The 23164-nt window shown below is 62.1% G+C and carries 17 protein-coding genes and 1 pseudogene; 5 read left to right on the top strand and 13 right to left on the bottom strand.

Translation table 11 applies throughout. From position 1 onward, the window contains the following. The first annotated feature begins 366 nt into the window (after positions 1–366). Positions 367–1404, top strand: a complete 1038-nt coding sequence (locus tag EFQ99_RS28480) for a LacI family DNA-binding transcriptional regulator (protein WP_126924500.1) — start codon at positions 367–369, stop codon at positions 1402–1404. A gap of 135 nt (positions 1405–1539) precedes the next feature. Here EFQ99_RS28480 and EFQ99_RS28475 read toward each other — a convergent pair whose 3' ends face one another. Genes EFQ99_RS28475 through EFQ99_RS28450 form a run of 6 tightly spaced genes read right to left on the bottom strand, consistent with a single transcriptional unit; the run spans position 1540 to position 9665 of the window. Beyond that, positions 1540–2586 (bottom strand): carbohydrate ABC transporter permease, encoded by a 1047-nt coding sequence (locus tag EFQ99_RS28475; protein ID WP_126924499.1) that lies wholly within the window; start codon positions 2584–2586, stop codon positions 1540–1542. Between the two features lies 1 nt (position 2587). Next, positions 2588–3574: a carbohydrate ABC transporter permease gene (locus EFQ99_RS28470; protein WP_126828770.1), complete on the bottom strand. Its 987-nt coding sequence runs from the start codon at positions 3572–3574 to the stop codon at positions 2588–2590. Positions 3575–3576: 2 nt separating this feature from the next. After that, positions 3577–4683 (bottom strand): ABC transporter ATP-binding protein, encoded by a 1107-nt coding sequence (locus EFQ99_RS28465; protein ID WP_126924498.1) that lies wholly within the window; start codon positions 4681–4683, stop codon positions 3577–3579. Next, positions 4671–6035 carry a polygalacturonase PglB gene (gene pglB, locus EFQ99_RS28460; RefSeq protein ID WP_126924497.1) on the bottom strand — a complete coding sequence of 455 codons (1365 nt, stop codon included), beginning with the start codon at positions 6033–6035 and terminating at the stop codon, positions 4671–4673. Before pglB ends, EFQ99_RS28465 begins: the two co-directional genes overlap by 13 nt. After that, a complete protein-coding gene (gene bglB, locus EFQ99_RS28455) occupies positions 6032–7126 on the bottom strand; it encodes a beta-galactosidase BglB (protein WP_126924496.1) in 1095 nt (364 codons plus the stop codon). The genes pglB and bglB overlap by 4 nt, the downstream gene beginning before the upstream one ends. Before the next feature lie 16 nt (positions 7127–7142). Continuing rightward, a complete protein-coding gene (locus tag EFQ99_RS28450) occupies positions 7143–9665 on the bottom strand; it encodes a hypothetical protein (protein WP_126924495.1) in 2523 nt (840 codons plus the stop codon). Positions 9666–9856: 191 nt separating this feature from the next. Here EFQ99_RS28450 and EFQ99_RS28445 point away from each other — a divergent pair, with 191 nt between their 5' ends. Continuing rightward, positions 9857–11143 carry an ABC transporter substrate-binding protein gene (locus EFQ99_RS28445; protein WP_126924494.1) on the top strand — a complete coding sequence of 429 codons (1287 nt, stop codon included), beginning with the start codon at positions 9857–9859 and terminating at the stop codon, positions 11141–11143. A 357-nt stretch (positions 11144–11500) separates the two neighbouring features. Beyond that, the gene (locus EFQ99_RS28440; protein WP_126924493.1) at positions 11501–12763 is read left to right on the top strand and encodes a DUF3422 domain-containing protein; all 1263 of its coding nucleotides are present in this window, start codon (positions 11501–11503) and stop codon (positions 12761–12763) included. A 69-nt stretch (positions 12764–12832) separates the two neighbouring features. Here EFQ99_RS28440 and EFQ99_RS28435 read toward each other — a convergent pair whose 3' ends face one another. The 6 genes from EFQ99_RS28435 to EFQ99_RS28410 all read right to left on the bottom strand — a co-directional run bounded on the left by EFQ99_RS28435 (position 12833) and on the right by EFQ99_RS28410 (position 20621). Continuing rightward, positions 12833–14977 (bottom strand): methyl-accepting chemotaxis protein, encoded by a 2145-nt coding sequence (locus EFQ99_RS28435; RefSeq protein ID WP_126924492.1) that lies wholly within the window; start codon positions 14975–14977, stop codon positions 12833–12835. A gap of 16 nt (positions 14978–14993) precedes the next feature. Beyond that, entirely contained in the window at positions 14994–15923 is a 930-nt protein-coding gene (locus EFQ99_RS28430) for a substrate-binding domain-containing protein (RefSeq protein WP_126924491.1), read from the bottom strand. Between the two features lie 178 nt (positions 15924–16101). Next, the gene (locus tag EFQ99_RS28425; protein WP_126924490.1) at positions 16102–16986 is read right to left on the bottom strand and encodes a carbohydrate ABC transporter permease; all 885 of its coding nucleotides are present in this window, start codon (positions 16984–16986) and stop codon (positions 16102–16104) included. Next, a complete protein-coding gene (locus EFQ99_RS28420) occupies positions 16976–17950 on the bottom strand; it encodes a carbohydrate ABC transporter permease (RefSeq protein WP_208722826.1) in 975 nt (324 codons plus the stop codon). The genes EFQ99_RS28425 and EFQ99_RS28420 overlap by 11 nt, the downstream gene beginning before the upstream one ends. 76 nt (positions 17951–18026) lie before the next feature. After that, a complete protein-coding gene (locus EFQ99_RS28415; protein WP_126924489.1) occupies positions 18027–19247 on the bottom strand; it encodes an ABC transporter substrate-binding protein in 1221 nt (406 codons plus the stop codon). Between the two features lie 48 nt (positions 19248–19295). Then, positions 19296–20621: an alpha-L-fucosidase gene (locus EFQ99_RS28410; RefSeq protein WP_126924488.1), complete on the bottom strand. Its 1326-nt coding sequence runs from the start codon at positions 20619–20621 to the stop codon at positions 19296–19298. Positions 20622–20828: 207 nt separating this feature from the next. Here EFQ99_RS28410 and EFQ99_RS28405 point away from each other — a divergent pair, with 207 nt between their 5' ends. Continuing rightward, complete coding sequence (locus tag EFQ99_RS28405) at positions 20829–21836, top strand: LacI family DNA-binding transcriptional regulator (RefSeq protein WP_126924487.1); 1008 nt, start codon at positions 20829–20831, stop codon at positions 21834–21836. Positions 21837–21842: 6 nt separating this feature from the next. Here the strand turns inward: EFQ99_RS28405 and EFQ99_RS35675 are convergent. After that, positions 21843–21992, bottom strand: a pseudogene (locus EFQ99_RS35675) (type II toxin-antitoxin system RelE/ParE family toxin); the annotation flags it as partial. Positions 21993–22100: 108 nt separating this feature from the next. Here EFQ99_RS35675 and EFQ99_RS28395 point away from each other — a divergent pair. Then, positions 22101–23114, top strand: coding sequence for an ABC transporter substrate-binding protein (locus tag EFQ99_RS28395; protein ID WP_126924486.1), 1014 nt, complete (start codon positions 22101–22103; stop codon positions 23112–23114). The last annotated feature ends 50 nt before the right edge of the window (positions 23115–23164 follow it).

Here is a 23164-nt window from a genome sequence, read left to right as displayed (position 1 = left end):
AAAATGCGAAAGACATCGACTGCGGATCTTTGAGCCACCCATTTTTTAAAATGTTTGGTCTCCTTACAAACCTCTTTGTCAATGTTAAACTATTGAATATATTCATATTCAGTGGCAAAGAGGTTTTTAAGGGAGCGATTTTCCGAAAATTTCGCCGAAGCATTTCTGCAGAACTCCAGCGCAGATATGCGAGGGTTTCCTCGGTTCGTCGCCCTGCGGGGCTCGGTTTGCGAGAGCGTTGCGGCCCGTCTTCACCGAAAGCGGAAAATACCGTGCAACGCACGTAGCTTTTCTGAAGTCTTTATGTGAAAACATCGAGTTAGCTTATGCCTTCGAAGGCATGACCTGAATTCGTGACGGAAGAACGTGGAACGCAAAGTCAATCTTAAGGATGTCGCACGCGACGCTGACGTATCGCTGAGCACGGCCTCGCATGCGCTGAACGGCACCGCGCCGCTGACGATCGAAGTGCGCGAGAGGGTCTTGGATTCGGCCAAGCGGCTGGGTTATCTCGACCGCCGCAGGAAGAAGGCGACGATTGCGGCCTTGCGCGTGCTGCTTCTCGCCATTCCCGACGATGCCGCGCCAGAGAGCGATCTCAACCTGGTGAGCTGGACGATCCTCAACGGCCTTCGCCGGGAATGCGAGCGCCGCGGCATCCGGATCGTGCCCTTCGTGAGCACGGGTGGGCGAATCGATGGAGTTCAGGTCCGGCAGATCGCGCTTTCCGAGCGCGCCGATGGCATCGTGGTGCTGAACGACGATCAGCCCGAACTCATCCGCAGCCTCGCTTCTTCAGACATGCCCGTCGTCATCGTCAACGGCGAGGACCCGGCCATGCTGGTCGATACGGTGACACCTGAGAACCGTTTTGGCGCGCGGCTTGGCATCGATCATCTGCTGGGGCTCGGCCACCGCCGCATCCTGCACCTGACCTGGAAGGGCCGCACGACGATCCGGCGCCGGTATGACGGCTTTTCCGATGCCTATTTCGCCGCCCAGCTTCCGGTCCCTGAAGACTTGATCGTGGAGGCCGAGGGATACGAGCCGAGGCACGGCGAAGCCGCCATCAACGCGCTGCTCGACCGCGATCCCCAGATGAAAGGCGCCACCGCCGTCTTCTGCGCCGCCGACAACCTGGCGCTCGGCTGCCTGAAGGCCCTGGCCGACCGCGACATACGCGTGCCCGAAGCGATCTCGGTCCTCGGCTTCGACGACATCGTCCCCGGCGAATTCAGCCGCCCGCCGCTTTCAACGGTCAGCGTGCCCACCGACCGCCTCGGCGCCGCCGCCCTCGCCCTCATCGAACAGCGCCTGATCGCCAACGACCCGCAACGCCCGGCCCACCGCCTGGAACTTGGCTGCCACCTCGTCCTGCGCGGCAGCATCGCGCCGCCGCGTTAAGCCAGCCCTTAAAACGAAATGAGCGGCAATCACGCCTGAACCGCTCCGGCTCGAAGCGGGAAGACTGAGCCTTCCCGCCGATATTGCTGCTCCGAGATCAGAACTCGGACCAAGGCGACTGTGCGTCTGGATCGGTCACTTCATGCCCGTTCCGGCGATTCCCGTGGTGATGTATTTCTGCAGGAACAGGAACACGACGGTGACGGGCAGCAGGCTGAGGAAGGTCATTGCCAGGATGTAGTGCCACTGCACCGAGAACTCGCCCTGGAAGGCGTTCAGGCCGACCTGCAGCGTGAAATTCTCGCGGCTGTTGAGGACGATGAGCGGCCAGAGGAAATCGTTCCACCGCCAGAGCACCGAAAAGATCGCCAGCACAGCAAGCGCCGGCGCCGTCAGCGGCAGGATGATGCGCCAGAAGATGCAGAATTCGCTCGCCGCATCGACGCGCGCCGCCTCGATCAGCTCGTCGGGAATGGTCAGCATATATTGCCGCAGCAGGAAGACGGCGGTCGGCGAGGCGATCGTCGGCAGGATGACGCCCCAGAGATTGTCGGCAAGCCCGACCCCGACGATGACGAGGTAGGCCGGCACCATGACGACGGCGAGCGGGATCATCAGAGTCGAAATGATGATGACGAAGACCGTGGTATCGCCGCGAAATTTGTATTTCGACAGCGCGAATGCCGCCATGGCGTTGACGATCAACGTCAGAAGCGTCGCAACCACGGTCACGAACACTGAATTCCTGAGGAAGGTCAGGAAGTTGAAGCGGGTCAGCGGATCGGTGTAATTCTCCGTCGCCATGGTCAGCCGCTGCACTGGCGCGATCGCCTTGACGTCGACGCTGACGGGTGGGCCGGGATTTGCCGGATCGACCATCTGGGCCTTGAGGCCGATGCGCCGGATCATGGCCATTTCGCGTGACTGGCCGTCAACCGTCACCTGCCAGAGGCTGAGCGGCTTGTCGTAACCGGGCACGGTCTGCTCGACGGCGGCGCGCGGAAGCAGCGTCGGCGGAAAGCGGGTGATCTCGGCCGCCGGCTTCAGCGATGACAGGCCTGCCCAGAGGACGGGCACGAGCACGGCAAGCGTTCCGCCGATCAGCCAGACCCAGGACAAAATGTCGGTAATATCGATGCGTCCGGCCCGGCGCGTGCGCGAGAGAAAGGTGATCGGGTTCATCTCAGGACTCCATCCGCTTGCCCAGGCGCAGCTGTATGAGGGTGAGAACCAGAAGCACCAGTCCCATGAGAACGGATGCGGCCGACGCAAGGCCGAAGAGGCGAAGATCGCTGCTGAATGCCATCTGGTAGATGTATTGGACGATGAAGCTGTTGGCCGTGCCCGGGCCGCCGCCGTTGGTCAGAACCCAGGCCTCGTCGAAGATCTGCACGGACTTGATCATCAGCAGGATGAATACCACGAGCAGGTTCGGAGCAAGCAGGGGAAGCGTGATCCTGAACAGGGTGCGGCGCGGCGAAGCGGCGTCGATGGAGGCAGCCTCGTAGAGTTCCTTGGGGATTGCCTGCAGGCCGGCGAGCAGGATGAGGGTGTAAAAGCCCATGTGGAACCAGACCGACACCACGACCACGAAGAAACGCGACCAGCCGACATCGAGCAGGAAAATTTCCGGGGGCACGCCGAGCATCTGGAAGAAGGCGTTCAGCAGCCCGTTGCGATCGAGGAACCATTTCCAGATCAGGCCGATGACGACGGGCGACAGCAGAACCGGATAGAAGAACATCGCCCGGAAGAAGCCGCGCGCAAAGATCGCCCGATTGAGGATCAGCGCTGTGATCAGCGCCACCAGCAGCGTGGCGACGACATTGCAGGCGACGAACCAGAGCGTGTTCCAAACGGCCGTCCAGAACAGCGATTCCTGGCAGGTTCCCGGCTGCAGATAGTTGCCGCAGGAAAGCAGGGCGCGGAAATTGTCGAAGCCGACGAAGGGCCGCTCCGAGACGAAGAGATTGGTGCCGCCGGTGAAGGCGTAACCGACCGCAATCGCAATCGGCAGGAATGTGAAGATGGCGAACAGAACGAGGTTCGGCGCCAGGAACAGCCAGGGCATGCGTTTGCGGCCGAAGACGCGCTCCACCGCATTCATCGGAGCCTCGACCACCCTCATAGCCGTTTCGCCTGCCTGGGAGAGCAATACACCAGCCGCCATGGTCAGCGCCTCCCCTGTCCTGATCGGCGGGCAAAGGCAAGTTCGGTTTTGGGATCGAACAGATGAACACGTGCCGGATCGGCATCGATCACGAGCCGGTCGCCCTGGTGAGGTGCGAAATGGCCTGCCTCGTGGATGATGATCGGCTCGTCCTGTCCCTCGAGATTGCCGTAGACATAGGTCTCGGTGCCCAGGCCCTCGTGATACTGAACGACGAAAGGCAGGCCCTGCCCGCTGGACCGCGAGAAATGGGCAGGCCTTATGCCGGCGAGAACCTCCTGCCCGACGGCAATGCCCGCGGGATCGACATCGCTGACGATCCTGCCGCCGCTGGCAACATCGATGGCGATGCCGCTTTCCGTGATGGCTGCAACCTTGCCCTTGATGATGTTCATGCGCGGCGAACCGAGGAAGCCGGCAACGAAGAGGTTGCGCGGGTGGTCGAAGAGTTCGAGCGGTGCGCCGACCTGCTCGACCCGCCCGGCGCGCAGTACGACGATCTTGTCGGCCATGGTCATCGCCTCGACCTGGTCGTGCGTGACGTAGATCATCGTCGTCTTGATCTCGCGGTGGAGCTTGGTGATCTCGGCGCGGGTCTGGACGCGCAGTGCCGCGTCGAGGTTCGACAGCGGCTCGTCGAAGAGGAAGATATCGGGCTCGCGCACGATCGCCCGGCCGATCGCCACACGCTGGCGCTGGCCGCCGGAAAGCTGCTTCGGACGCCGGTCGAGATAGGGTTCGATCGCCAGCATTCTCGCGGCTTCGGCGATCCGCGCCTCGATCTCGGCGCGCTTGAACTTCAGGTTTTCGAGGCCGAAGGCGAGGTTCTTGCGCACGCTCATATGCGGATAGAGCGCGTAGGACTGGAAGACCATGGCGATCTTGCGCTCGGCCGGGGAGAGCGCGCTGACGTCGCGCCCGCCGATCGCGATCTTGCCCTGCGTGACCTCTTCGAGACCGGCGATGACGCGCAGCAGGGTCGACTTGCCGCATCCAGACGGGCCGACGAAGACGACGAATTCGCCGTCCTTGATATCGAGTTCGACGTCATGCAGGACCTTGACCGTGCCGTACGCCTTGTTGACGGTGGAAAGTTTCAGTTCTGCCATGCCCCACTCCCATCAGGTGCCGCCGTTTCGAAGACGACGTCGATTTTGTTCCAGCCTTGCGGCAACGGTGTCGGCCTCGTGATCCGCACCTCGTTCATCAATATCCCGGTGACGCCGGCCACGTAGACGGCCGGCATTCCTCCCGGATAGCGCTCAAGGCCGATCACCCGCCCGTCCACGCCGCGGGTCCAGGCATTGGCGCGTCCGCCGCCATCGGCCTTCGGGGCGAGGTCGGCGTTTGTCGGGCGCAGATCGTAGCTCTGCCCGGTGCCAAGCTGCCCGGGCCGCTGGTCGATGCCGATGCGCCTCAGCCATATGTTGCGGATACCTGCGGGCGCCGCGGCGATGACGGTGATCGCCCCCTCCATGTGCCCGGTCACGTCCTCGACGATGAGATTTTCGATTGCGCCCGCGGGTCGTTCGGCGACGCGGTCGACGACATTGACGGTCAGCGCCTCCCCCGAACCCCAGAAACCATCCGGTGTTTCCCGGCACTCTACCGTAATGCGCGAGAACCTTACGTTCGAGATCCGCCCGCCGTCACGCGAGAAGATGCCGAGCGCCCGGTTGGAAGCAGAGACATTGCAATCCTCGAACACGACATTGGTGACATCGCCATGGGTTTCCGTGCCGATCTTCAGCGCGCAGCTCAAGCTCTGAACAGAGCATCGGCGGACAAGAATGTTCTCGCATCGCCCGATGGCGACGCCTTGAGGGCCGATGCTTGTCTTCAGGCAGATGCCGTCGTCGGCCGTCGATATCTCGCAATCCTCGATGACGGCGCCGCGGCAGGCGTCGAGCACGATGCCATCCGTATTGGGAAGGCGGCGGTCGTTTTCGATGGTGACGTTGCGGACCGCGACATCGGTGCAATCAACGAAGTGCAGCGTCCACATCGGCGAGCGGCTGATGTGGATGGAACTGATCTCGACCTCGTCGCAGCCTTCGAAGACAACGACGCGGGGACGGAACTCGGCCGGGATGAAGGTTCCGACAGTCTCGTCGTCTCCTGTGATGAAGCTGTCGCAACCGGCTTCGATGCGCCCTTCCCCCGTCACGCTGATTTGGCGCGCATCACGCGCCACGATCATGCCGCGGTCGGATTTTTCTGCGATCACCGAAACCGTCGTATGCGCGTAAGCGGCATAGTCGGGAACGGGACGCAGGATCGCGCCGGCGGAAAGATGCAGATCGACGCCGGAGCGCAGCCGCAGACCCCGGCATATGTGGATGCCGGCGCGCAGCTCAAGACGTCCGCCGCCGGCAGCTGAAAGCCTGTCGATTTCAGCCTGCAGCCGGTCGGTATTGTCGCCGTCGAGCGCTTCAATCGCGACGAGAGAGGTGGCACTCATTGGCTACGGCCGCTTTCGATAAAGACTTCCGTCAGGAGCAGCATGGTCAACGCCTGGCCGTAAGGCGTCGGCAGGTTCGGGATGCGCCGGTAGAAATCGAGGTCATGGCCCATCGGCGTGCCGTCCGAGACGCCATGGACGACGCCTTCCTGATCGATCTGCGAGAGAACCGCCGCAAGCGCGCGCTCGGCATAGACCTTGTCGCTCTTGTCGAGAATGCCGGCATCGATGGCGCGCAACATGCCATAGGCGATGCCAGCGGTGGCCGAGGTTTCCAGGGGCGAGGACGGATCATCCAGAAGCGTCGTGAACATGCCGTCCGGCCTCTGGTATTTCTTCAGCGAACGCACCTGGCTGACGAGGACGTTCGACAGGAAACGCCGGTCCTTCTCGCCGAGCGTCGGCACGAGATCGAAGAGTTCGGGGATCGCGACGGTGATCCAGGCATTGCCGCGCGCCCAGAAGGCATTGGCGAAATTGTGCCGGCCGTTGAAGGTCCAGCCGTGATACCAGAGGCCGCTCACCGGATCGGAGAGGTAGCGGGTATGGATCACGAACTGATAGACGGCCTCGTCGACCCAGTCGTTGCGCCCGCAGAGCACGCCGGCCTGGGCGAGGAAGAGGCCAGCCATGAACAGCGTGTCGTCCCACAATTCACCGTCGTTGAGGCGCTCCTTGACGACATGCTGGAAGCCGCCATCCTCGGTCTTCGGCAACTCCTTGACGAGCCATTCGGCCCAGTCTTCGACGAGGGCGCGGAAATCGGGGCGGTCGACATACTGGACGAGAATTGCCAGCGGCAGCATCGGCGCCGTGCTGTTGATCTGGCGCGGCGGCAGGCCGCGTTCGATCTGGCCGCTGTACCAGGCAACGAGCTCGTGCAGCGCCTTCTGGTCATTGGCCGAAATTGCGCGGCGCAGGAATCCGTAAAGGCCGACGCCAACTTCCCAGTCCCATTCGTCGAACTGGATTCCGGAGGCGGCATTGTCCGTCACCAGACCTTCCTTGATGCCCTTGAGCCGGCTGAAAGCCGTCGCCACGCGATCGATCGTCGTCAGGAGTGCGGCGTTATCGACGGATGTTGTGTTCATGCTGGAGACCTATGTTTCAGGAGTAGAATGGCCCGTCAGCGCCGGCGCCGGATGCCGCACTGTCGTGGGTGAGGATCGGATGCGGCTGATCGTGCGTGAACGGCCGCGCCGTCCCGCCGATCGAAAGACCGTCGGCATAGGAAAGAGAGAGCGCCGGGCCGCCGGGCGGCGTCAGGGAGAGACGCCGAATCGCGGGATCGAAAGAAACCGTCGTCTGGCACAGGCGCTCGATGAAGGCCTTGAAAGCGTCGCCATTGCCGCAGCCGATGATACCAGCCCATCCGCAGAGCGGACCATAGGAGCGCGCCTCGCGGCCGGCGGTCGGGCCGTCCGTGATCAGCTCAAGCCCGTTCGACGCCCAGAGGGCGGAAAATCCCTTGCCCGATCGGGCGATCAGCCACTTGCCTTCGATGATGAGATCGTCGAGCCCGTCCTTGCCGATATAGGCGTGCGTCCATGCATGCCGTGCGTCGCCCGTATCTTCTATCAAAAGCGCGACGTCGCGATGCTGGGCGACGCGCGGCAGAATGCCGTTGCCGGCCCAGTAGGACGGTCTTTGGTTGCCCCAGGGATCGTCTTCACCGGGATGGTTGACCCACAATCGCGCCATGGGGTGGCCGGCCAGCCTGATGTCGAGGACATGCTGCTGGTGCCCCTTGCCGCCGGTCTTGTGATCGACAACAGTCGAAAGCTGTGCGGCCTCGTTCTTGAACAGCACGAGCTTTCCACTCTCGAGCCCCTGGCTATAGCGCGCCTCGACGCTTCGTCCTCGCGGCAGTGCGGCAAGCTCGGCGAGATCGGCCGGCGGCTCGTAACGGCCGGCGCAGAACATGGTCAATGCCGCGACGCCGTTGTTAAGCCAGCCCGTTCCAAAGGCGACCTGGGCGAAGGGCGCCAACTCGGTCAGCGGGCCGGCGCGCAGTTCCTTGTCGTAAGCACGCCCCTGCGATCCCGCGGGAACGCCGGCAAGCGTGTGAAGGGCAATCATGCGGAAGATCAGATCGATCTGGCCGCGGGCGCGATCGGCGATCTCATTCCCGGCCCAGCGCTCCAGCGCCAGCAGGCCGATGAAATCGATCGGGTAATAGGCGGCCGAGTTCCACTCCGCCAGGCCATGGGCTTCGACGCTGTCGAACCAGCGCCCGAGGCGCTCGACGGCGAGTTCGGCCTGCTGCCGTCCCGTCCGCCCCGAGGCCGAGAAGACCTCGTCGGGCAGCAGGAGGCCAGCCAGCAGCTGGCTCGTATGGAAGCAGAGCACATGGTTCTCGCTCCAGAACCACATGGCATCATTGCCCGGCTCGTCGACCCAGTAGCGGTAGGAGAGAACGGAAAGGCGGATGCGCTCGACCGTGGCCTTGGGCATCCGGTCGCCATAGGCGCCGAGCAACCACAGGAGCGGCACCATGATGAAATCCGAGCAATCCTCCCGCGCATCGATGGAGGCGAGCGTCGCATCGACGATGCGCTCGAAGCTCTCCCGGTCTTCGTAGCCGATCTCCATCATCGCGATGAGGCGGCCGGCGCGATTGGCGCCGAAGCGGGCGCTATATTCCAGCGCCTGCCGCTTGCGCGCGGCAAGCGATGCCTCTGATGGTAACGGAGAAATGCTGCTCATGAAGGCGGCGTCGATGACGCGGGTGACCGAGCCCGGGCCGGAACCGATCGTCATGTGAATGCCGTGATAGCCGTCCGCAATGGCGCAGACATCATCGACGGTCAGGCGGTCCTGATGGGCGCGCAGGGTCAATTTCGCATGGGCAAGGATTGGCCGCTCGTGACCGTGGCCGACGACCTTGACCTCAACGGGCAGATCGCGCACCGGCGCCGTATCGAAAATGATCTCCAGCGGTTGGTTGACGAAGACGTCGCGCGCCGGGCGCACGCCGCGCGAGAGGGCTTCCAGCTCGCGCACCTCATCCTGATCGAGCGGCACCGGCAGCAGCACGCAGAGCGGCTCCTCATCCAGCAATTCAAGCTCGAAGAACCATGTCGTATCGCGCTCGGCGAGGTCTTCGGTGTGGACGAGGATCTCGTTGTCGCCCGCTTGAAGCGACAGGCTTATCTCAGTTGCGCTCTCGACGTTGCGCTTGAACGGCTCGAAGCTCGCCGACTCCTGCCCGTTGACCCAAATGCGCACCCCGCCGCAGGTCTTGAGCGCCAGATTGAGAGTGCGCGGAGCTTCGGTCCTGAACGTGCCCTTCAGCCATTTCCTGACATGCGTCGGCACATGCCAGAAGCTGGTGAATTCGACGCGGCGATTCGAGCCGGGAAGATAGAGGCCTTGGCTCGGCCAGGATGTGTGCGGCAGAAGCGGCCGACCCACCATGGTCGACCAGAAGGCCTTGCGGCAGGGCAGGTCGCCGACATCGACGAAACCATTGATGAAGCGATAGTTCACGCGATCTTCGGCCGGGGCCGGCTCGCCGGGAAAATAGTTGGCGATGAGGCCGGACACGGCCCATGCCGTTATGGTCTGCCCCTTGGCGACGCGATAGACCGGCGCCATGTCGTCCAGCTGCTTGACGCTTTCCGTCTGCACAGATCGCCTCCTCCGCAATCTTATGAAAATATTTTCATTAACTCATTTGCATACGTCATTTTTGAAAAACGCTCAAAAACATCGCAGTTGCTGCAGAAAATAGCTTGACGGAGCGAATGTCAAGTATATGAAATTCACTTATCGATGGCTGAGGCCGCGATTGATGAAAATGTTTTCATGGGAGGATGAAAATGAAAACCTATCTCTCAGGGGCTTTCGCACTGGCGCTGGCCACCGTTTCTTTCGCTTGGTCGAGCGTCGCCATGGCGGAAACCCAGACCATCACCTTTCTCTTCACCGACGACGACCAGGCTTACGTCGAGCGGATGGAAGCGCTGAGCAAGGAATTCGAGACCGCGCATCCCGACATCAAGGTGAATTTCGTCTCGTCGGGCTATGATGCCGTCGCCAAGCAGCTGCCGGTGCAGCTTGCCATCGGCGAAGGTCCTGACGTCGCCAAGATCACCGACTGGCAGCTGGCGCCCTATTACCTCGACATGCGTCCGCTGATGAAAGACCCTGACGCCTTCGCCAAGCTGCACGGCGACAGCCTGAACACGCTTCGCTTCCCCGGCGTCAACGATCCGAATTCGATCAACGGCTATGTCGCCTCACAGACCTTCAACCTGCCGTTCGTCAACAAGACGCTCTTCGACCAGGCCAAGGAACCGCTTCCGAAGCCGACCGCCACGCTGAAGGAGATCGTCGAAGCCTCCGCCCGCGTCGCCAAGGCGACCGGCGCCCAGATCCCGTTCACGATGGACCGCTCTGGCCACCGCTTCTCGGGTGCTGCCTTCTCCTACGGTTCGAACTACGTCAAGGACGGCAAGTTTTCGTTCCCCGACGATGCCGCCAAGCACTACATCACCGATCTCTACAACTGGACGAAGGACGGCTCCTTCCCCAAGGAAATGTGGGGCGCTGCCGGCGGAACCCAGTACAAGAACATGGGCGACGAGTTCGTCAACGGCAATGTCGTGACCTATATCGCCGGCAACTGGATGGTCAATCCGTTCCAGCAGAAGATCGGCGACGGCTTCGACTGGACGGCAATCAGCGCGCCCTGCGGCGATGCCGGTTGCTATGCGATGCCGGGCGGCACGGCGATCGTCGGCCTCAAGCGCACCAAGTATCCGCAGGCCGTCGCCTCGTTCATCGAGTTCCTCGGCTCGGAAAAGATCCAGCGTGAAATCGCCGAAAACTACGTCATCCTGACCGGCGCCAATATCAAGGATCCGCAGTACAGGCTGACCAGCAAGAACGCCAAGGATGCCATGGCCGTCTTCCTCGCAGCCCGCGACAGCGCTCCACAGGCCGCCCGCGACCTGGAGCGCCTCAAGGGATCTGGGGCCATGTATCAGCTGATCGTGCAGCGCATGAGCCAGCTGATCGTCGGCGAGCTTTCCCTCGAAGACGCCTTCAAGGCGATGAGCGCAGACGTCGACAAGATCAACGTGGCGCTCGCCGCCAACAAATAGCCGGCCGCGCCTGTCTCCCACAGATTGCGCGCTGCATCAGCCACGACCTTTCAACGGGCCGTGGCTGATCGTTTTTTTGCCCGTGCTTCGGCTCATGCTTCCGGCCGCCGACACATCGCGGAAGAGATCGGATTGCCGCCGACAGCCATCGCGCCGGGACTGGCGTTACCGTACAGTGGAGCAACTTCCCCAGTATTGCCGCTCGATCAAGTATATTCAGGTCCTCTTACGCATCCGCGGTGAAGTCGTCGTGACAGGCGCCGTCGGAGAGGCTATAGGCGTCGTAGTCAGTCCAAAACGCCGGCAACCCCGGTCACGTCAGCCGTCGATCCGTCTACCATTTAGAGGTGCATTTCCATGCCGATGGGTTCCGAGCATCCGCTGCGCAGGGAGTTGCATGACGAGCTGCATGCGCGGCCCTCGCTTTACTTCGACGGCGATACCGATGTCTGGCATGTCGCCATCGTCGGCGACAACGGTTCGCCTCCGCTGCCGGTTTCCCTGCCGGGATTGGAGGACGTCTCGACCACTCTCGGAGGCAACCACGGCATCGGCCGCTTCGGCGACGGCCGGCTGAAGTGGGAGGCGCATACCGAATTCCTCACCCTCACCTTCGTCACGCCGGCAACCTCTGCGCCCGGCAGCCATCCGCCCCAGGCATTCCAGGCCTGCTGCGACAGGATCGATGGAAAGGTGATCGCCGCCGTCCGGGTTCTGGTGCGCGACGAGAAGGACGGGCTGGCTTTCGAAAAACCCAAGCTCGACTACGTCGCCTCCAAGGTTGGCGGCGGTGATGCCGAAGTACATTCGAATTTCCGCCTGAGCGACTGCGGTTTCATCGAATTCCTGTTCTTCAACCACAACCTCAACGCCTATCGCACCGGCCGCATGGTCCGGCGCGTCCTCGAAATCGAGACATACAGGATGATGTCGATGCTGGCGATGCCGATGGCCCGCGAGACGATCTCGCAGCTCTCGGCCTTCGACCGGCGCCTCGATCTCCTGATCACGCACATGCAAAGCGCCGTCAAAGTCGACAAGGCGCTGCTTTCCGAAGTGACCAGGCTCTCCTCCGACGTCCTCAACTTCTCAGCCCTTGCGCGTCACCGCTTCGGGGCGACGAAAGCCTATGCCGAGATCGTCGCCAGCCGGGTATCGGAGTTGCGCGAGGAGCGCGTCGAGCAACGCCAGCGGATCGGCACCTTCATCGGACGGCGCTTCCAGCCGGCCGTCCGTTCCGTGCATGCAGCGGAGCGCCGCCTCGATGAACTCGCCGAACGGGTCAGCCTCGCCGGCGATCTCTTGAGAACCACCGTGCAGGTTCAGCTCGAGGATCAGAACGCTTCGCTGCTGACCTCGATGGAAGAGCGGGCCCGCATCCAGGTGCATATCCAGCAGGCGGTCGAAGGCTTTTCCGTCATCGCCATCACCTACTATACCGTCGGCTTGGCGAAGATCTGCCTCGAAAGCATTTCCGAACTGGGCGTCGATCCGCATATGGCGAAACTCGCCGTGCTCGCAGCCATCCCGCTGGTGCTCTTCGCCGTCTGGACCGCCGTTCGCCACGTTCGCAGAAGCATTGCTGGCGCCCCGCACAGCCCGGTATCCGGAAGCCATTGACACACTACCAGACATGCAAACGCCGCCGCCCTTTCGAGGCGGCGGCGTTTGCTTGCCTGGATCAGCGCGTCAGGATGCCATGGCGTAGTGGCGATGTTCCGATGCCCGGCCGCTGCCGGTCCTGAACCGGCGCAGCAGCTCGGCGAGGCTTTCGGTTTCCTGTGTCAGGCTCTGGGCAGCCGCCGTGGTCTCTTCGACCATCGCGGCGTTCTGCTGCGTCACCTTGTCCATCTGGTCGCCGGCGGCCGAAACCTCGCGCAGGCTTGTGGCCTGCTCGCGGGCCGCCACCGCAATCTCGGCGACCGTCGCATTCATCGCGGTCACCTGTTCGACGATCTGTTCGAGCGAGACGCCGGATTCGCCGACCAGCTCGACACCTGTCTTGACCTGCGTCGATGAGGTGGAAATCAATTGCTTGATCTCTCTCGCCGCGTTGGCTGAGCGCTGAGCCAGTTCTCGCACCTCCTGGGCAACCACGGCAAAGCCCTTGCCGGCCTCGCCGGCGCGCGCCGCTTCGACGCCGGCGTTCAGCGCCAGCAGGTTGGTCTGGAAGGCGATCTCATCGATGACGCTGATGATGTTGCCGATCTTCGACGACGAATTCTGGATCTCCGTCATCGCGGCGATGGCGCGGGAGACGATCTCGCCGCCCTTTTCGGCATTGGTGCGGGCCGTCGCCACGACAGCCTGGGCGCGGCTGGCGCCTTCCGCCGTTCCGTTGACGCCGCGGGTGACGTCACCGAGAGCTGCGACGGTTTCTTCGAGTGAAGCGGCCTGCTGCTCGGTGCGACGGGCAAGATCGTTGGAGGCCGTCGAGATTTCCGCAAGGCCGGATCGGATCGTCGTGACCGCGCGAATGACGGAATCGATCGCTTCCTCGAGGCTTGCGACCGAGCTGTTGAAGTGATCGCGGATCCTGACATAGCGGTGGTCGACCTCGCCGACGCGAACGGAGAGATCGCCCTTCGAGAGCGCATCGAGGCCGAGCGAAATCTGGCGGAAGGCATGCTCCATCACCTGCGCGTCGCTGAGCCGCTCGGCTTCCTGGCGCAGCCGCTCTTCTTCGGCGGCAAGGCGGGCGCGTTCGGCATTGGCTTCGGCAATCAGCTTGGCGCGTCCCGTCTCCTGGAAGACCTTCAGCGAACGCGCCATGGCGCCGAGTTCATGACGATGCTCGACGCCCGTGATCACGATCTTTTCCTCGCCGCGGGCCAACTGCTCCATGGATTGCGCCATGCCGCGCACGGCAGAGGAAATCAGCCGGCCGACAAAATAGGAGAGCACGAGGCCGATGACGATCAGGAGGCCGCTGATGACGAGCGTCGTGCTGGTCGCGGAGGAAACCATGGATTCGACTGAACCGTCCAGGTTCTTCTGCGCGCCGCTCACCGTCGCCTGCAGATCCTTGAACTCGCCCGATATCTTCGGCGCGAGCACGTTGAGCTGCGTCTGGCGGATATTGCCGGAGGCCTGCAGCACGTCCTTCATGTCGCCGAGGCGGGCGGTGTAGTTCTGCATGAGCTGGCCGGCGCCCATCAGGCGCTTCTTCTGCAGCTCGTTCTTCGCGGCCTTGGCGGCCGCATCGTTCAGCGAAACCGCCTCGGCAAGAGCTGCCTGCGCCGCGTCGTAAGCGGCAAAATCGTCCGAATGCACGAAACGTTCGGAGAAATAGAGGCTGCGGTTCAGCGCCTCCAGCGTCGTTGCCGTCATGTGCAGCAGAGCCACGTCGTCCTGACGCCAGGCGCTGCGCGCGACGTCGTTGAGCGCGATGCTGGTCCAGGGGCCGAATTCGGTGACCTTGGAAATCAGCAGGTCGCGGCGGGCCTGAAGCGAGACGATCTGTTCGAAGGCTTTGCCGTAGGCGGTAATATCCTGACGGATCGCGGTAAGACCAGACTGCAGGTCCTTGTTGTCGGCAAAACGCGGATCGTCCGCCTCAAAAGCCTTCACGCCGGCGCGGAAGCTGTCGACCACGGCCTGAGTCGGCGTCGAGCGGAAGGCTTCCGCCGACATCTGGATCTCGTGCAGCTGATCGCTGTAATCGGAGATGGCGAGACTCTGGCCTGCCGTGGCGCGGTAGGAGGCGAAGATGGCGGCAAGCCCGTTCATGCCCGAAATCGCGCTGACGGTGAGCAGGCTCATCAGCATGATCAGCGGCACGAAGCCGGAAGTAATCTGCGCGCGGATGCCGAATTTATTCCAGAAATGCAACATGATAGCCCTCTTATGCTCACTGGCTCTTCGGCAGGTATTTGGAAATGTTCTCAGGCGTCACGAGTTCGAAGGGAACGTTGTTTTCGCGCGGCACCTTCTCCTTGTTGACGAGCTTCACGGCAGCATCGACCGCGGCGGCACCCTGCCCGACGGCGCTCTGGAGAATGGTGACATCGAGATCGCCTGATACCATCGCGGCGAGCGCATCGTCGGTCGCATCGACGCCGGCGACGACGACATCCTTCATCGGCATGCCGGCCTTCTTCATGGCGCGGATCGCGCCGAGCGCCATCTCGTCATTATTGGCGATGACGGCGTCGAACTTGACGTCGGCGGCGAGCCATTCCTGCATCTGCTGGTCGGCATAATCGCGCGACCAATAGGCCGCCTGCCGCTCGACGATCTCGAGGCCCTTGCATTCCGGTGTCGCGATCACGTCCGATATGTCCTGGGTGCGGGCGCGGGCGGCCGCGTGGAAGGGTTCGCCCATCAGCACCACGACACGGCCCTTGCCCTTGAGGAGCGCGCAGACCTGCTTCGTCTCCAGCGTGCCGGATTCCTTCTCGTTGGAGGCAACCACGACCTGATTTTCCGGCAGGTCGAGCAGATTGGAGGGCACGTTGTTAATGTAGACAAGCGGAATGCCGGCATCTGCCGCCATCTTGGTCATTTGCGGCCCGAGATCGCCATCGGAGACCGCCAGGATGATCGCGTCGACCTTGTCGGCAATGAGCTTCTGGACCTGCTTCTTCTGCAGTTCGTTGTCGCCCTTGGCGTTTTCGGTGACAAGCTTGAGGCCTGAGATCGTCTGCCCGTGCGAGAGGACGCCGTTGAGGAGCACCGTCCTAAATTTGTCGAGATCGGACATCGAGACGCCGATCGTCTGGGCACTGGCGGCGGAGACGGACATCGCCAGGGCGATGGATGCGAGCATGGCCGTTTTCATGAATTTTCCTGCGCGAATTGGGTAGAATTTCGTTATTTCAAATCATAGTTAAATTTTACTTTGCGCCGGCAAACGAGAAGCAACGGATCGGAAATGATCCGCAGGGCGACAGCCGGGTTGGAAAAGGATCAAGCCAGACTTGATGGGATCGCATCAAGTCTTTGGTTTTTTTGAAAGATCAGCGCCCGCCAAAACCGGAGCTGACGCTGATGCCCTTGTAGATCACTCTCTGCAGCACGATCGCCAGGATGACGCCCGGCACCATCGAGATGGTCGCACCGGCCATGATGTAGTTCCACGCGGTGCCCTGCTGTGTCTGGAACAGGGTGAGGCCGAGCGGCAGCGTGGCTTTTTCGATGCCACTGGTGGCGATCAGCGGCCAGAGGAAGCTCTTCCACTGCGCGATGAAGGTGAAGAGCGCGAGCAGGCCGATCGCCGGCATGGCGAGCGGAACGATGACGGTGACGAGAATACGCAGGCGCGAAGCCCCGTCCATCATCGCCGCCTCGTCGAGGTCCTTCGGAATGCCGAGAATGAACTGGCGCAGCAGGAAGGTACCGAAGGAAGAGAAAGCGACCGGCAGGATCATGCCGTGATAGGTGTTGATCCAGCCGAGCTTGCTGACGACGAGGAAGAGCGGGATGACCAGCATGACCTGCGGGATCATCAGCGTGCTGAGATAGGTGAGCAGCATCCCTTCCCGGCAGGGGAATTTCAGCCTGGCGAAAGCGTAGGCGGAAAGGCAGGACACCACGATCACGATCGCGGTGACGCCGCAGGCGACGATGACCGAATTCAGCAGGAAGATCCCGAAGGGCAGCGAAACCAAGGCCTCGACGAAGTTGCCCCACTGATACACTTCGGGAAGGATGCGGACCGGCACGGCCATCACCTCTTCGTTGGAGCGCACCGCGTTCGACACCATCCAGAAGAACGGAAAGAGAAAAAGCAGCGCGACCAGAGAAAGTCCGGCGTAGCTGGCGAACGTGCCGATGCGCCGCAACAGGCGATGCCGGTTCGCCGTAACGGAATGCGGATGCCGTAAGGTCGGGCTATTCGTCATAATGCACCCATTTGCGCTGCATGCGGAACTGCAGGATGGTGAGCGCCATGATCATGATGAACATCACCCAGGCGAGAGCGGAGGCATAACCCATCTGGAAATTGGCGAAGCCCTTCTGGTAGATGGCGAAGCCGAGTGTCGCCGTCGCCGAGCCCGGGCCGCCGCGCGTCATCGCAAAGATCTCGTCGAAGACCTGCAGCGAGGTGATGGCCGTCATGACGGTGGCGAAGAAGACCGTGGGCGAGATGAGCGGCAGCCGGATGCGCCAGAAGCGCCGCCAGGGACCGGCGCCGTCGATCATCGCCGCTTCGAGATACTGCTTCGGCACCAGATCGAGTGCTGCATTGAACATCACGACATTGTAGCCGACATTGGCCCAGAGCGTAACGAGCACGACCGCCTGCATGGCCCAGCTCGAGCTCAGCAGGAAATTCGGCAGGCCGAGACCAAGCGAACGGATGATGCTGTCGGCCAGTCCGTCCGGCGTGAAGATCAACAGCCACACCACGGAGGCGGCGATCGTCGGGGTAAACGTCGGCAGGAAGAAGATCACCCGGAAGATCGCCTTGCCGTGTTTCAGGCTCGATATCCAGACGGCGAGCGTCAGCGAGACGATGACGTTCAGCGCCAGATATTCGACGGCGAAGAACAGCGTGTTGTTCAATATGGTGTAGAAGGCCGGATCGACGGTGAAGAGCTTGATGTAATTCTGAAAGCCGACGAAGGTCGGCGTCGAGATCAGCTGCCAACTGGTAAAACTCAGAGCCAGCGACGCCACGATCGGCAGGGCTATGAAGATCATGAAGCCGAGGAAGCTTGGCAGCAGGAACACCATCGCCGTCTGCGTCTCCGGCTTCAGGAAGCGCCGTGACTGAACGGGCTGCAAGGGAAGTTCGGCGACGGCGCTTTCCGACATATCTTCCTCCGTGCGCGGCAATTCCTGCCAGAGCGAGAGCTGGCGCATGACCCCCAACGGCAATCGATTTCGCAGGGATCATGCGCGGATTCAAAGCGACAGCGCGTCCCGAGACGCACGGCGCCTATTGCTGCGCGAGGCTCTGGATGGCGTCCATCGTCTGCTTGGCGTCGGCGCTGCCGGCGAAGGCGGGCGGGAAATACTGGTTGAAGAGATTTTCCACCGCCGCCCAGTTATTGGTGATCACGTAGGGCACGGAATGCGCCAGGGAATAGTCGATGGCCTCGCCGCCATTGGTGATGTCCTTGGCCGCCACCTTGTACCAGGAGGATTGCGAGGCGGTGCGCGCCGGCAGCGCACGCCCTCCCTCGGCAAGGTAAGCCAGCGCTTCCGGGCTGGTCAGAACCTGGATCGCCTTCCAGGCCGCATCCTTGTTCTTGCTCGCCGTGGAGATGCCGAAGCCTGAGCCTGCAGTAACGGCCGTAAGCTCTCCCTCTCCGCGCGGCAGGGTGGTGGAACCGACTTTGAACTTGACCTTGTCCTTCATACCGATGATCGACCACGGACCGTCGACATACATGGCGATATTGCCCGAATAGAACCGGCCCTGGATGACGTTGCCGGCATCCGCACTGGAGGGCACCAGCGGCGCGATCTTGTCCTTGGCGGCGAAGCTGATCACCTTGTCGGCAGCGGCAACGGCGCTGGGATTGGTAAGGTCGAGCACCCCAGCGTCGTTTATATATTTGTCGCCCCAGGCCGAGGCCAGGACCGAGTAGTTCTGCGGGGTGATGCCGAAGCCGTATTTGCCGTCCTTGGTCAGCTTCTTGGCGGCATCGGTAAACTCGGCAAGCGTCCAGCCCGGCTTCGGCAGCGGAATACCGGCGGCTTCGAGCGCGTCCTGGTTATAGTAGATGACCCACGGACCGACGTCATAAGGCAGTCCGTAGAGCTGCTTGTCGACCGACATGCCGCCGATGATCGACGGCGTGAAGGCGCCGACGTCGAACTTGTCGGTCGCGATGCGGTCATTCAGCGGCTCAAGCAGCGAATAGAAGTTCGGCATGCGCAGCGACTGCATGGAAACGATGTCGGCGAGCTGACCCGATGCCGCCAGCACCGGCAGCCGCGTCCAGTAGTCGACCCAGCCGGTCGTCGTCAGCGTCACCTTGATATCGGGATATTTGGCGGTCACCATATCGGCGAGGTGCTGCCAGCTCTTGGTATCGGCATCGGAACCGGTCCACATCTGCCAGGTCAGGTTGACCTGTTCGGCCGATGCGGCTGTGGCAAAAAGGCTACCGCCAATCGCGGCAAGCATAAGCGTCTTCTTCAACACCTTCATGGGTTTCTCCTCCCTCCATGAACGCAATGGACACGCAAGTGGGATCGACTACGCCTTGAGGACGATCTCGATCACCGGCACGGTGACATCAGGCCGCCGAACCGGCAGTTCCAGCATGACGATGCCTTCCGGCACCATCACGCCGACATTGGGATCAACATCCCTCGTGTGGGTGACCCAGTGGATCTCGCTGGCGTCATGCAGGAACTGCACATAGGCGACCCTGTCGGCGATGCCCTCGATGTGGATGTGGCGGTAAGGCCAGTTATAGACATGCAGGTAGAGGCGGTTGCCGCGCTGCGTGTAGCGGCAGCCGGCCGGCGCCGGAAGTTTGGACGGGCCGGCTCCATAGATGGCGCGGGCGTTGACGGCCATCCAGTTCTGGTAGACTTCGAGCGCGTCGATGGCGCGGGCATCGAACCTGCCCCGCCCGGTCGGGCCGACATTCATCAGCAGGTTGCCGCCGAGCGCAACGGAATCGATCAGCAGCTGGATGATCTGTTCCGGGCTCTTCCAGCTATCCTCGTCCCGGTGATAACCCCAGGAGCCGCTGAATGTATGGCAGGCTTCCCAGAGCACGCCCTGGCTGGCGATGGCAGGCGCCACGCGCGGCGTATATTGCTCCGGCGTGGTGATATCGGGCAAGGTTCCCGGCGGCAGATCGAGCCGGTTGTTGATGATGATTTCGGGCTGCAGCTCGCGCGCCAGCTCGACCAGCCGCTCGCTCTGCCAGTCATCGCGTCCCTTGCCGGGCAAGCCGCGATATTCGCGCGCGGGCCCGGGATAGCTGAAATCGAACCAGATTATGTCGACGCGGCCGAAGCCGGTCAGAAGCTCGCGCACCTGTCCGCGCATATAGGCCGCGTAATTGGCGACGTTGCGGTTGGCATTCAGCGCCTTGGCCTCGGGATGGTTGCGCAAGGGATGGTGCAGGTCGATCGGGAAATCCGGATGGTGCCAGTCGAGCAGCGAATAGTAGAAGCCGATCTTCAATCCCTCGGCGCGGAAGGCCTCAACCAGCGGCGTCAGAAGGTCCTTGCCGCAGGGCGTGTTCGGCGCCTTGTAATCGGTGAGCTTGCTGTCCCAGAGGCAGAAACCCTCGTGATGCTTGGTGGTCACCACGACATATTTCATGCCGGCGAGACGCGCACGGCGCGCCCACTCCTTGGGATCGTAGAGATCGGGATCGAAATTGTCGAAATAGCGCTGATAATGCTCGTCGGTCAGCTCTTCGCGGTTCTTCAACCACTCATGCCGGGCGCCCAGGGCATAGAGGCCCCAGTGGATGAACATGCCGAGGCGGTCATGGCTGAACCAGGCGTGCTTTCCCGCTCCCGGCACCGAATTTTCAAGTTGGCGCTCCGAACTCGTCACAGGTTTCTCCTCCCTGTTTTCCGGCTCTACGTCATGTCGAACCGGTTCGGTAAGAAAACATCTTCCTTGATCCGTCGCCTGTCAAGCCGAAATCCTCAAACCGGAAAACTTTATTGGAAACCCCAGAAGAATGGGTAATTTGGCCAGATATGTTGCAACGGCGCATAAAATCTGACAAAAGAAAGCTTTAGAACCGGTTCGATAGACATGACGACCATACGCGACGTCGCGCGCCTGGCGGGGGTTTCGATCTCCACCGTCTCGCTGGCGCTAAACAGCCCGCAGCGGGTCGGCGCCGAGACGCTCGACCGCATCCAGCAGGCGATAAAATCGACGGGCTACCGCATCGATCCGGTGGCCCAGACGCTGGCGCGCGGGCGAAGCTCGCTGATCGGTTTCGTTGCGGCCAATCTCGGCAACATGTTCTTCGGCGACATCCGCCGGGAGATCGAGCGCCAGGGGCTCGACAACGGCTATTTCGTCCTGATCGCGGATTCCTCCGGCAGGGCCGATCTCGAGCGCGCACTGCTGGAACGGCTGGAGGCACAGAAGATCGCCGGCATCGCGCTGGCGGCAAACGGGCACGGCGAGGAATACGCAGCCTTCCTGCGAGACTTCAGGACGCCGATCGTGATGTTCGACCAGAAGGTGGAGGGTGCGGGGCGTGATTTCGTCGGCTCCGACAATCCGCTGACGACGACCATTCTGACGGAGCACCTGCTGCAGCTCGGCCACCGGCGCATCGCCTTGATCTCCGGCCCGAGTAGCCTCTATACCGCCAACGAGCGTCTGACGGGATTCTTGAACACAATGGCCGGCGCCGGGGTCGAAGTCGATCCTTCGCTGGTGGTCGAGGGCGGCTATACCAGGGCCGGCGGCCACGCACAGGCGATGCGGCTGCTAACCCGCCGCGACCGCCCGACCGCCATCATCGGCGCCAACAACATGACGGGACTGGCGACCCTGCAGGTGATGCAGGAAATGGGCTTCCGCTGTCCCGACGACGTGTCGCTGGCCATGGTCGACGACGTGCCCTGGAGCAACGTCATCACGCCCCGCATCACCATGGTCGTGCAGGATGCGCAGAAGCTCGGCGAACTGGCCGCACAACGCCTGCTTGCCAGGATCGCAAGCCCCGAGGCCGCCGCCGAGCCGCCGCAGGACATCATCCTGACGCCGAGATTCGTGCGCGGAGAATCGACCAGGCGGCTGTGACGGCTTCTACTGATCACGTGTCTGCCAAAGCCGCCATAGATATCGTCGATTGCCGGATTTCATAGCACATTTCATAACGACCGACGAGAATGAGGCGAACCTCCCGAGGTCGAACTCCTCAAGCCGCTCGCCGGGGCGCGGCTGCTCGAGCAGCTGAAAGCTAGTTGAAAGCTTCGACGTCATAGGACAAGGGCAGCATCGTGGAGGAGACACGGTCAAAGGTGACGAGACGACGATGCTCGCAAACACAAGGAGGAGATTTCCATGCGTTCTTCACACAGCCATTTTCACACCATCGCTTTTTCCGCGCTTCTCGCTGCAGCATCATTCACGGCGAGTGCCGCCAGCGCAGCCGACAAGATCACTATCATGGTCGGCGGCTATGAGAAGCAGATCTATCTGCCCGCCAAGCTCGCCGAATCCCTCGGCTACTTCAAGGACGAAGGCCTCGACGTCGAGCTCCTGAACGAAGCGGCCGGCGTCGACGCCGAAAACCAGTTGCTGGCAGGCGCCGTCCAGGGTGTCGTCGGCTTCTACGACCACTGCGTGGACCTGCAGGCCAAGGGCAAGTTCGTCGAATCCGTCGTCCAGTTCAGCCAGGCGCCGGGCGAGGTCGAGATGGTCTCGAGCAAACATCCTGAGATCAAGTCGCCGGCCGATTTCAAGGGCAAGAACCTCGGCGTCACCGGCCTCGGCTCGTCCACCAACTTCCTGACGCTGTTCATGGCCTCGAAGGCCGGCCTGCAGCCCGGCGACGTCGTCACCATTCCTGTCGGTGCTGGCGGCACTTTCATCGCCGCCATGCAGCAGGATCAGATCCAGGCCGGCATGACGACAGAGCCGACGATCTCACGCCTGATCAAAACAGGCGAAGCAAGCGTTCTCGTCGACATGCGCACGGTCGAGGCGACCCGCAAGGCGCTCGGCGGCACCTATCCAGCGGCCTCGCTCTACATGGAAACATCCTGGGTCGATGCGCACAAGGAAGAGGCGCAGAAGCTCGCCAATGCCTTCGTCAAGACGCTGAAATACATCAACACGCATTCGGGCGCGGAGATCGCCGACAAGATGCCGAAGGATTTCTACGTCGGCGACAAGGATGGATACATCAAGGCGCTTGAAGAAGGTAAGGGCATGTTCACACCAGATGGCGTAATGCCCGAAGACGGCCCGAAGACGGTTCTGGCCGTGCTGTCCGAGTTCTCCAAGAACGTCAAGGGCAAGCAGATCGACCTTTCCAAGACCTACACGACGGAATTCGTCAAGAACGTCAAGTAGTCCGTCGCGCCGCTTCGGGTTGCGACCGGGAGCGGCGTCCGTTCGATCAT

The organism is Rhizobium vallis, assembly GCF_003985155.1.
Classification (GTDB): domain Bacteria; phylum Pseudomonadota; class Alphaproteobacteria; order Rhizobiales; family Rhizobiaceae; genus Rhizobium; species Rhizobium vallis.
Note: the sequence above shows the minus strand (reverse complement) of the source record. Positions and strands in the feature narration are given on the sequence as shown.

Bases quoted from the DNA above. Each gene is read 5' to 3' on its own strand.
- EFQ99_RS28395 (WP_126924486.1), top strand. From the start codon at position 22,101: ATGCGTTCTTCACACAGCCATTTTCACACCATCGCTTTTTCCGCGCTT.
- EFQ99_RS28430 (WP_126924491.1), bottom strand. From the start codon at position 15,923: ATGAAAACGGCCATGCTCGCATCCATCGCCCTGGCGATGTCCGTCTCC.
- bglB (WP_126924496.1), bottom strand. From the start codon at position 7,126: ATGAACACAACATCCGTCGATAACGCCGCACTCCTGACGACGATCGAT.
- EFQ99_RS28470 (WP_126828770.1), bottom strand. From the start codon at position 3,574: ATGGCGGCTGGTGTATTGCTCTCCCAGGCAGGCGAAACGGCTATGAGG.
- pglB (WP_126924497.1), bottom strand. From the start codon at position 6,035: ATGAGTGCCACCTCTCTCGTCGCGATTGAAGCGCTCGACGGCGACAAT.
- EFQ99_RS28435 (WP_126924492.1), bottom strand. From the start codon at position 14,977: ATGTTGCATTTCTGGAATAAATTCGGCATCCGCGCGCAGATTACTTCC.
- EFQ99_RS28475 (WP_126924499.1), bottom strand. From the start codon at position 2,586: ATGAACCCGATCACCTTTCTCTCGCGCACGCGCCGGGCCGGACGCATC.
- EFQ99_RS28425 (WP_126924490.1), bottom strand. From the start codon at position 16,986: ATGACGAATAGCCCGACCTTACGGCATCCGCATTCCGTTACGGCGAAC.
- EFQ99_RS28415 (WP_126924489.1), bottom strand. From the start codon at position 19,247: ATGAAGGTGTTGAAGAAGACGCTTATGCTTGCCGCGATTGGCGGTAGC.
- EFQ99_RS28420 (WP_208722826.1), bottom strand. From the start codon at position 17,950: ATGCGCCAGCTCTCGCTCTGGCAGGAATTGCCGCGCACGGAGGAAGAT.
- EFQ99_RS28440 (WP_126924493.1), top strand. From the start codon at position 11,501: ATGCCGATGGGTTCCGAGCATCCGCTGCGCAGGGAGTTGCATGACGAG.
- EFQ99_RS28465 (WP_126924498.1), bottom strand. From the start codon at position 4,683: ATGGCAGAACTGAAACTTTCCACCGTCAACAAGGCGTACGGCACGGTC.
- EFQ99_RS28405 (WP_126924487.1), top strand. From the start codon at position 20,829: ATGACGACCATACGCGACGTCGCGCGCCTGGCGGGGGTTTCGATCTCC.
- EFQ99_RS28445 (WP_126924494.1), top strand. From the start codon at position 9,857: ATGAAAACCTATCTCTCAGGGGCTTTCGCACTGGCGCTGGCCACCGTT.